Annotated in this window: 9 protein-coding genes; 3 read left to right on the forward strand and 6 right to left on the reverse strand. The window is 26.0% G+C overall.

All coding sequences use genetic code 11. The features are described from left to right. Positions 1 to 119: 119 nt before the first annotated feature. A complete protein-coding gene (locus tag RXO53_RS06565) occupies positions 120 to 377 on the reverse strand; it encodes a hypothetical protein (RefSeq protein ID WP_410713441.1) in 258 nt (85 codons plus the stop codon). A 452-nt stretch (positions 378 to 829) separates the two neighbouring features. On the opposite strand from RXO53_RS06565, the gene RXO53_RS06570 reads away from it, so the two are divergent. The 3 genes from RXO53_RS06570 (at position 830) to RXO53_RS06580 (ending at position 3,657) form a co-directional block, all read left to right on the forward strand. Then, positions 830 to 1,129 carry a hypothetical protein gene (locus RXO53_RS06570; RefSeq protein ID WP_410713442.1) on the forward strand — a complete coding sequence of 100 codons (300 nt, stop codon included), beginning with the start codon at positions 830 to 832 and terminating at the stop codon, positions 1,127 to 1,129. Positions 1,130 to 1,639: 510 nt separating this feature from the next. Further along, positions 1,640 to 2,725, forward strand: a complete 1,086-nt coding sequence (locus RXO53_RS06575) for a glycosyltransferase (protein ID WP_410713443.1) — start codon at positions 1,640 to 1,642, stop codon at positions 2,723 to 2,725. 41 nt (positions 2,726 to 2,766) lie between these two features. After that, entirely contained in the window at positions 2,767 to 3,657 is an 891-nt protein-coding gene (locus tag RXO53_RS06580; RefSeq protein WP_410713444.1) for a glycosyltransferase family 2 protein, read from the forward strand. A gap of 4 nt (positions 3,658 to 3,661) precedes the next feature. Here RXO53_RS06580 and RXO53_RS06585 read toward each other — a convergent pair whose 3' ends face one another. The 5 genes from RXO53_RS06585 to RXO53_RS06605 all read right to left on the reverse strand — a co-directional run. Next, positions 3,662 to 5,359 (reverse strand): hypothetical protein, encoded by a 1,698-nt coding sequence (locus tag RXO53_RS06585; RefSeq protein WP_410713445.1) that lies wholly within the window; start codon positions 5,357 to 5,359, stop codon positions 3,662 to 3,664. Then, positions 5,346 to 6,503 carry a DUF58 domain-containing protein gene (locus tag RXO53_RS06590; protein ID WP_410713446.1) on the reverse strand — a complete coding sequence of 386 codons (1,158 nt, stop codon included), beginning with the start codon at positions 6,501 to 6,503 and terminating at the stop codon, positions 5,346 to 5,348. Before RXO53_RS06590 ends, RXO53_RS06585 begins: the two co-directional genes overlap by 14 nt. Continuing rightward, positions 6,500 to 7,420: an AAA family ATPase gene (locus RXO53_RS06595; protein WP_410713447.1), complete on the reverse strand. Its 921-nt coding sequence runs from the start codon at positions 7,418 to 7,420 to the stop codon at positions 6,500 to 6,502. Before RXO53_RS06595 ends, RXO53_RS06590 begins: the two co-directional genes overlap by 4 nt. After that, on the reverse strand, positions 7,407 to 8,327 hold the full coding sequence (locus RXO53_RS06600; RefSeq protein WP_410713448.1) for a DUF4350 domain-containing protein: 921 nt from the start codon (positions 8,325 to 8,327) through the stop codon (positions 7,407 to 7,409). Before RXO53_RS06600 ends, RXO53_RS06595 begins: the two co-directional genes overlap by 14 nt. Beyond that, a partial coding sequence (locus tag RXO53_RS06605) for a hypothetical protein (RefSeq protein WP_410713449.1) occupies positions 8,324 to 10,045 on the reverse strand: 1,722 nt, incomplete at its 5' end. The genes RXO53_RS06605 and RXO53_RS06600, both read right to left, overlap by 4 nt.

The following is a 10,045-nucleotide window of genomic DNA, read 5'->3' on the forward strand; positions in this document are numbered from 1 at the left end:
TCTGGAAACTCCACACTACCATCTATACCTATGGCATAGTTTTCTAAAACTATGTTCTTCGATAGATCAGGGTTTAATTCTAAATTTCTTTTGGCTATACTAAAGCAGGAAGCTTGAGGTTAGAATGCATAGACCTTAGCCCCTTTCTTAGCAAAATATAATGGCGTATCGCCAACATACGCGCCTGCTGTAATAACGGTTCTCCCCGTTAAGTCAAAGTCTATGAAATGGATATCATAGAGGAATGTCTCAGCGAAAATTAAAAAATCAAATCCATTGATTAGAAATTTTATTCCATCTGGAGTAATTATTATATTGTTTTCAGGGTCTAACTTCCAATCAGATCCCCACTTAACGCCATATTTTGCAGAAAACATGTATAAGTTTAAAATGTCTTGTTTGCTTACATCTCTCTAGAGTCTTATTGTATTGATGTCAAGATTAAACTCTACATAAGTTGAGGTAAATTTGGGTTTAAAAGTAATAACAGATAATTCTATTATCCCTAGATGTGAACGTAAGCTTGTGAAACTTTTATGGACAAATCTATTAAAAGTGCTCTTTAGATTATTGCTAAAGATTTTCAAATCAATACCCCTAATAAAAATGTACTATTACTCCTATAAATTTTTAGTAGGTAACTATTTATAAAAAGCTAGTAATCTCTTTAAGAAGGCATAATTGCTAAGGCATTCTAGACTAAGTGGGTAATTTATTGTATTGGTTTTTTGCTGGAATTAGATTAAGGCACTATACTGAAGGGCTTTTTATAAAATTTTGCCAAGTGGATTAAATGTAGTTCTATTAGTTTAAGTGAGTTTTCTAACTTATGGCAATTAATAGAGAACAAAGAGTTAGGAGGTTATCTACTAGAGGTATGATATTGGTTTTTATATCATTTTTATTGATGATGACTTTAAACTTTAATTTTCCCTATCCAGAATTTGCATTATTCTTATTTTTAGCATGTGTTGGTAATGGATTCTTTGTTTACTCAAATACGCCATCTATAATGAATTCTGTACTACCAAATCATAGTGGGATTGTATTAGTTATGAGAGCAGTAATGGCAAATATAGCAAATGTTATAAGCATTAATTTGCATTTTTCATTATTGCTTTTGCTTTAGAAGCAAAATTGCTGGAGCTTTATGTTATGGTTTAATATCAGCTTATTTTCTAAATAATATTGCTTATTTAATATCTAAGATACATCATACAGTTGCTCTTTTCGTGGTATTTTAGATTATAGTACGTGCAAACAATTTTGAATAATTCACCTAGCCTAGTTTAACAATTAAGCAAAAGTAATTCCAATGGATTAAGTGATATGTTTAGCAATACTTGATTTCCTAATGTTATTGCTTAGCTTTCGTGTCTTTCATGTATACTCTTAAGTCTGTTTTAATAATATCTTCAATAATTGTTACAAGTATATTCATTAATCAATTATCTCTAACCAATGGATTTATATAAAGCATTATAATAATAAGAATTTATAAGCCCTTTGCATGAGCATTGAAAGCAATAGAATAATGGAACATTATAAATATAATAAAACAAACTTCACTCCTCAATAATTATATAAAACATTTAAATTTATATTATTAATATTGAGAAAATAAGGAGGGTATTTAAAAATGATATCAACATTAATTGTAATATTGCTTATAACGTTAATAACGCTAATTACATTACATATTGGGCTACCGATTTTTTACTACATATACATGAAAAATAAAGAAGAAGATTTTGAAAAATATATTAATAATGAAATAAGCTATCCATTAGTTTCAATTATAATTCCAACATATAATGAAGAAAAAAATATAAAGGATAAGATTGATGACATATTATCTCAAAATTATCCAAAAGATAAGATTGAAATAATATTGGTTGATTCAAATAGTACTGATAAAACGGTAGAAATAGCAAGTAAATATAATGTAAAAATATTAAAGCAAGAGAAGAGGATGGGAAAAGCAAATGCTTTAAACTATGCCTTAGCAAATGCAAAAGGAGAAATTATAATTATAACTGATGCAGACTCCAAATGGGTTAATAAGGATGCAATAAAAATTTCTGTTAATTTTTTAAACAACAAAAAAATAGGTGCAGTAACATGCATTAAGAAACAATATGATGAAAAAATAGAAAAGTCTTATAGAGACTTATATAATGTTATTAGACTAGGTGAAAGCTCTATATTTTCAACTTCAATTGCTCATGGAGAATTCTTTGCATTTAAAAAAGAATATCTAACTAACTTCGATGAAAATATGGGAGCCGATGATAGCTATGCGTCTCATAAAATTACTCTTAATAATTTAAGGTCTTTAGCAGTTAAAGAAATTATTTGTAATGAGTTAGTTCCGAAAAAGGGCTATTTTCATTGGAGGGTTAGGAGAGCCCAGCATTTAGTCCAATATTTTAGTGTTGCAATAAAAGATTATAAAAAAATTAGAAATAAAGATTATAAAAAAATAATATTGGTAGAATATTTTTTACATTTGATTAATCCTTGGTTACTTTTACTTTCTATATTTATAGGGATTTATTTACTGCTATTACACAATCTAATTTCAATAATATTATTTATAATATTTTTAGTTTCATTAATATCTAAAACCGTAAGAACTTGGATTTTAACGCAAATATTTTTAATAATTGCCCAAATAAAAAATTTATACAATAAAGAGATTATTTGGGAAAAAGAAGAGAAATAAGGTTTATATAATGCTTTTTTAATTATTAAAATGGTGAAAGTTTGTGTAAATTAAACGATATAAATGTTATTATTCCCACATTAAACGAAGAAGATGGAATAGGCCCAACAATAGATGATATTTTAAATTATGTTGAAAAAGATGACATTATAGTAGTTGATGGGAATAGCATTGATAATACAAGAAATGAAGTAGAAAAAAGAGGTGTTTTCGTATTTACGCAAAGCCAGAAAGGGAAGGCAAATGCCATAAAAGAGGCATTAATGCATGTAAAGAAAGATTATATTTTAATCATTGATGGTGATTATACTTACCCAGCTAAATATTTAATTGATATGCATAAATTAATCAAAAATGATGAATATGATGAAGTAATAGGTGTAAGAAATAGAAAAAACCAAAACATCATATATAGATTCGGAAATTGGTTTTTAACAAAATTTTTTGATATATTATTTGGGGTTCATTTAAGAGATGTTTTAAGTGGGATGTATTTAGTAAAAAGAAAAGCTTTAGAAGGAGCTATTTTTGAGATGAAGGGATTTAGCGTTGAAAGTGAAATAGCAGCACATATATCTTCTGTTGGAAATAAAATAGGAGAAGTTGATATTGAATATAGAGAGAGAAAAGGAAGAAAAAAGTTAGGAATAAGACATGGATTATCAATAGCAATTGATATGGTAAGACTGTCTTGGCGTTATAATCCGGTGATGGTTTTCTTTTTACTTGGATCATTATTAATGATTCCAGGAATAATATTAGGCATATACACAGTTATAGATTATGTGTATTTACACATAGATCATTTTGTTAAAGCCATAATTGCCTTGATTTTAACCGCAACAGGATTCCAAAGTTTGATGCTAGCTGTGTTAAGCACGTATTTAAGGAGAATGGAATACAGGATAAAGAATTATTTAAAAGAAAAATGATAAACTATTTAAATTTATCAAATATATAATCTGTTGGTGTCATCAAAATTACGTTTGATTGAGAAGTTACCATATTTAGATTATTTAATAAATATGTAACATTTGGATTTATTGAATAGACACCATAGATAAAATATGATAAGGCATATTCATAATAACTAGGAGATGAATTTTCCGTTAAAATTGAACCATAGTCTACATAATAATAAAAATTAAAGTTTGGAGCAGTATAGTTAGTTATTCCAATTCCAATACCAGCTTCTCCAAACGGTTCACTATCAGGAAATGCTACCGTAGAATAACCTGCAAATGTAGCAAATAAAGATAATACTGAGCCAACTATTATAAAAATGATTCCAAATCCTTTTATAATATTTTTAATTTTCTTTTTATTTAGGTTTTCTTTATCATAAAAAATAATAGACGAAAATGAAAATGCAAGCAATGGAAGTAAATCTTTTGGCAACCTATCAGCCCATCCAACTCCACCCATCCCGATTACTTGAAATGCTGCTATAGCTCCACTAAATATTAATAAAAGAAAGATTATTTTATATTCTATCTTTTTACTGTTAAAACTTAAAATAAAAAGTGTAAAAAATGGGACTGTTAACAAATATATATAATCAATTTCCTTAACTTTAACTGCTAATGCATAAGATGGTAGAGCTCTTATTGATTCAGTTATTAAGCTACTTGAACTAGGCTTTCTTAGTAGAGCAAATAATGAATTGATGCCGCTAGATATACTAGATAATACATACGTGATATTGGACTGTAGTAAATTTCCTGATGCATATATTATTCTTAATAAATATGCAATAATAAAAGTTGATAACAAATAAAAAACATTAGACTTTGGTACTATCTTTTGAGGAAATATTAGTAAAATTAAAGAAATCCCTAGAACCCCAAAGGAAAGCCATAAAGATATGAGTTGATGATTAAACATAGCAAATAAAGACAAAATAAAAAATGTTAAATAATCCTTTTTTTCTTGCGATTTTATTGCTTTAATGAAGAATCCAGATGCTAACGCATATGGTAATAATGCATAATCATTTGAAACAACATAAGAGTATTCAGATGAAATTATTAAATAAACTATTAATGCTAAAGAAGATTTCCTATCATCAAATCCGTACAGTTTCATAGTTATATAAACTATTGGTATAGATAAAATTATGAAAATTGTTGTATACCACTTTAATATGAAATAAAATGGCTGAGAAGTTATGCTATTAGTTTTACCAAATATTAATAATATTATTTCAGCTAATGTTAGCCAGAATCCCGGTTGAAGAGAAGAATAAGTATTTGGTTCTATATGCCCATAAGTTGTTATATAAGTTGACTGAAAATTATGGTTAAAAGAATCCTCAAAATCAGTCATATAATAATAATTAGAAAAGTCGGGCCAGAAATATCTGAGAAATATTATTAATGAAATAGAATAAATTATTATATAATAGTATTTTTTGTTTTCGTTTAATGCAAGTAAAGATGCAATAAATAATGTTGATTCCGATAGTATTAAAAATATACCTGACATTGGCTCTCTTGATAGAGGGCCGTATATATCATAAACTCCGTAAACACCCTTTAACCCAGATTCAAACATATAATAAGCATATAATATACCAAATAATGTACCCAAAATAATAAAAAGGTATAGTAAGAATCCTTTTTTATTTAAATTCAATAACACCACCTGCAATTTCATTGAAAGAACTAAAAACTTTTGACCCTAATTCTTTGATTTTGTTCAAGTTTTTTTCATACATTTTCCTTATATTGTAAGATGTTTCTATATCATCTATGTAAACCCAAGGTTTAGTGGGTTGAATTATATAAGCTTTTGGATATTTAAAGGCTAGTTCGCTTAAAATTTGAGTTAGAATAATATACCTGTCTTCTATGCTATTTGTATTAAAATTATCTTTCTTTTTATTTTTCAAATAATCATAGATATCTTTAAAATCTAATACTCTATTTATTTCTGGATAATACTTTTTCATCATATCAACTATGTATATGAAAGCGGAATAAACATCTTTTCTAAGATTTTTAATATTTTGGCCATCGTAAACATAAATATTTCCCTGGAACAAGTTTGAATACTTAATCAAATTTAATGCTTCTGTTGCTAGATCATCAGCTGAATTTTCATCGGTAGATTCTAAATCTATTATAATTCCTATATTACCGTAAAGATCCCAATAGTATCTCTTAACCATTATGTCATTATATTTTGCTGTTTTTTTCCAATCTATTCTCCTAAAATCATCATTACTATTAAATTTATCAGTATATGCAAATTCTTCTCCTCTACCTATTATATTTGATTGTGATGTAAATCCTTTGGAAAAATAAGTTTGCAATTCTTTAAATAGTAAAAAAGACTTGGGATATACTGTTAATCTTATTTTAGGCCTTATTAACACTTCTATCTTTTTCTCGAATAAAATAGACCTATATAATACATGAAGTTTATTAATTTCATAGATACCAGATCTTAGACCCCTTATTTTTAAATTTATTCTAAATTTATTAAAATCACTTTTTGTATTAATTATTAAACTAACAAAATTGTATGGAGAAATAATTTTAATTTTTTTATTATAGCTATAATATAGTGGAATTTCTACTTCTTCACCCCTAAATAACTCAACATTGTTTATGGGCGATTCAAAATAAAATCTTGGTTTCATGAAAAATAAAAAAGTATAGTCTATTAATATAAACAAAAGAAATGCTAAAGAAACGTATATAAAATCATAAATTTTAAATGCGACTCCAGTTCCTAATACAATTAAGGAAAAAAATAAAAATAATTCATATCTCAAATTTTAGGCACCTTTATCTTTTTCAATACTATTTCTATTAAGGAATCTGCATTTAATTCCTGACTAAATATTCTATGCCTTAATACAGGAAATGCAGCTTTTTTCACATCATCTGGAATAACAAAGTCTCTTCCATTAAGATAAGCAATTGCTCTAGAAATTTTATAAAACCAAATAGAAGATCTAACGCTTATCGCATCGTTTATATCATTTTTCCTTAGTTCATTTAGGATATCTAGCATATAGTTTGCTACATTATCATTAACTTTAACACTTTTAACCTCTTCTCTCATAATTCTTAAATCTTCAATTGAAACTATTTTTTCTACTATAGGTTTATCAATACTATCAATTTTTCTTAGTATTTCCAATTCTTTGTCTCTATCTGGCATTTTAATAATGATTTTTGATGAAAATCTATCTAATTCAGTAATGGTTAAAGGAAATATACCTCCAGTATCGTTAGGCACTTCAGTGGCTATTATAAAAAATGGATCTGGAAGCGATAGAGTGTTAATATCAATTGTTACCTGTTTTTCTTGCATTGCTTCTAATAATGCAGATTGGGTTCTAGGAGGTGCCCTATTAATTTCATCTATTAATATTATGTTGCTAAATATTGGTCCTTTTCTTATTCTGAACTCTTTTTTTTCCAGATCCCAAACTAATGTGCCTAATATATCTGATGGTAATAAATCTGAAGTCATCTGAATTCTTTTAAAATCAACTCCAATAGCTTGAGAAAATAACTTGGCTAGTGTTGTTTTACCTAATCCTTGCGTTCCTTCAAGAATTACATGGCCTTCTGATATAAGATTAGCCAATAGAATTTCTATAGAATCCTCACCACCTATATAATACTTAGATATTTCATTTACTATTTTTTCTTTAATATTTAAAGCCTTATTTGGATTCATTATTTTTCTCCTCTAAAATTTCATTTATAAGATTCTTATCCCAATCGGGGTGTTCTTTCATTATTTTATTTATATTATAGGAATTATTAACTTTTGCCTCTTCTTTTAAGCTATAAACAAAAATTGAAGCAATGAAAAATGTCGATAATAAAATTATTTGCATGTAAAGTTGAGAAATAAATTTTGATAAATTATTAATTTGTATTTTTAAAAAAAGATATGGTGTTTCGTTTTGAAGAAAAGTTGCAATATAATATTTTTCTCCATTTGTTAAGTTAAAGAAGAATTTTTGGTTATTTCCTAAATTAAATACATAATTTAATATAAAATAAGGGTCTGATATAACAATTATTTTACCCTTGTTTATGTATTCTTCAGAAGAAACAGTAAATGGTCCATATATTAAATTTGATCCATTTTTTATGTAACTGAAAAAAGAAGTATTAGCTATTGGAGTGCCGTTGTTTAAATACGATGTATAAAATAAAACTAATTTCTCCTTATTGTTAGTTAATGCTAAAGGGAAAATATTTGACTTATAGTTAAATATATCATCATAAACAATTTCATTATTTGTAATAATATTTCCCCCAAGTAATTTAATTAACCCATTAACTAAATTTCCATCACCAAATATAATAATTTCATTCCCATTTTTTAAAAAGTTATTAAGATTTTGTATATCCTTATTTGTAGGCATTTTCTCTGGATTTACTATTACTAATACTCCATTAAAATTAAGCATCGAGCTTGAAGTTATCAGTCCAGAAGAATTTTTATACAATGAAGAAATACCATTCCATCCATTATTAAATGGTGAAAAGGGTTGAGTATTTGGAAAATAAGAAATTAAAATCAACATAACAAAAATAAACGTAATTAACCCTATATTAATTTTTGAGATCATTTAAAATCACCCAATAAAAGAGTAATTAATTCATCGAATTCATTATAATTTAACCCAAAACCATAAATTTCCCTTTCAAGTAAACTTAATAATCTCGATATTTTTTCTTTAGAAATAATTTTGGTATTTAAAATTTTAAAATACTCTCTAAGAGTCATTGAATCTTCCAAAATTAACCCGTAATTAAAGTAAATATTGCTGACAAATTTTGAAAATGCATCACTTAATATTTTCTTTCTAGTTGATAATATCTCAGGGGTTTTGTTATTCTTCTCTACCTCATTACTTATATTCTTACTTTCCTTTTTTCTTTCTTTATCATAAATATACTTCAGAGAAGATAATAAAATTGCAGTCCCTAAAACCAATGCTATTGGATTTATAATAAAAACCTCTCTGCTTTCTGAAATTTGAGAAAAATAACTTTCATTGGGGATTAATAGTAATGTAACGTTTATATGGGAATTCATATATGTTGGGGGAATAGTAATTTTAGCTTGAAATTCCCCTTTTGAATTAGTTTTTGTAATAATATTATTTCCTAAATAGCTTATTTTTATCACTGAATTATTTAAATAAGTATTATTAAAATAAGCCACGCCTTTTATTGTTATTGTTTCTCCAGAAAGTGCTGTTTTAGCCATAGTAAAGTTAATTTTTGGTATAAGTCTGTAAACGTTAATATTAGTTACAAACTGTGCTTTATTGTATATCCCATTTGACGGTAAAATAAATATTAAAGTATAATTGCCATTAGGTATATCTGGTATTAACAAATTTGTTGAAAAATTATTATTACTTATATTTATCACTTTTATTAAATTAATTTGTCTAATGTAAATTATTATAGATTTATTAATATAAGGACTTATGTTGAGCAATATCCCATATATTTTTAAATATGTATTGGGTAAAATCTTAGTCTTATTTATATGAATTTCAATTTTAGGATTAATAAACAGATTTTTTATACATATAATTGAAGAATTTTCATGCAAATAATTATATAATTTGTTAGGTATAAATATTGCATAAATGCAAGTTTTATTATCATAGATATATGGTATTTTGTAATTATATGAAAATTGTCCATGCAAGTTCGTTGTTACATTTATTGAATAATCTGGAAAAATCAATTCTACAGTTGCATTACTTATATAGTTATGTAAATATGTTACATTACCATAAATTCTTGTTACATTACCAACCCATGCTTCAGTTACGTTTGAGTATAAATTAACAGTTACATTACCTTTATACGAATTAATTTTTTCCATTAGTTGGTTTATTTGATATGTTAAATTACCTTCAGAAATTTCAATTTCATTTAGTCCTTTTTGTAAATAATTGTAAGGGCCTATGCTATTATATATTTCAGAATAAAGATCAGATAACCATATAGTAGAGTAATTTGCATTTTCAATTGATTTAAAAGCTTTTCTCGATAAATTATATGCATAGGATACATTACCTATATTTAAGTAATAATAGCCTAAACTTATGTTTTCCTTTGTTTCGTTTAATTGATTTATAATTAAATCAAGAAATATATTAACCCTATTAATTAAATTTTCTATGTTTTGATTTATTAATACAGAATTATTAATGCTTTTTAGAATTAATTTTGAATAAGAATAATTTTGCAAATAAGCCTCATGCATAACTTTATAGTAAGCTAGTGAGAACAATATATTTTGTTGACTAACATGAACATTAAT

The sequence above is a fragment of the Caldisphaera sp. genome (genome assembly GCF_046536515.1).
Taxonomy (GTDB): Archaea; Thermoproteota; Thermoprotei_A; order Sulfolobales; family Acidilobaceae; genus Caldisphaera.

Coding starts and splice junctions, on each gene's coding strand:
- RXO53_RS06565 (WP_410713441.1), bottom strand. CDS start 377: ATGTTTTCTGCAAAATATGGCGTTAAGTGGGGATCTGATTGGAAGTTA.
- RXO53_RS06570 (WP_410713442.1), top strand. CDS start 830: ATGGCAATTAATAGAGAACAAAGAGTTAGGAGGTTATCTACTAGAGGT.
- RXO53_RS06575 (WP_410713443.1), top strand. CDS start 1,640: ATGATATCAACATTAATTGTAATATTGCTTATAACGTTAATAACGCTA.
- RXO53_RS06595 (WP_410713447.1), bottom strand. CDS start 7,420: ATGAATCCAAATAAGGCTTTAAATATTAAAGAAAAAATAGTAAATGAA.
- RXO53_RS06600 (WP_410713448.1), bottom strand. CDS start 8,327: ATGATCTCAAAAATTAATATAGGGTTAATTACGTTTATTTTTGTTATG.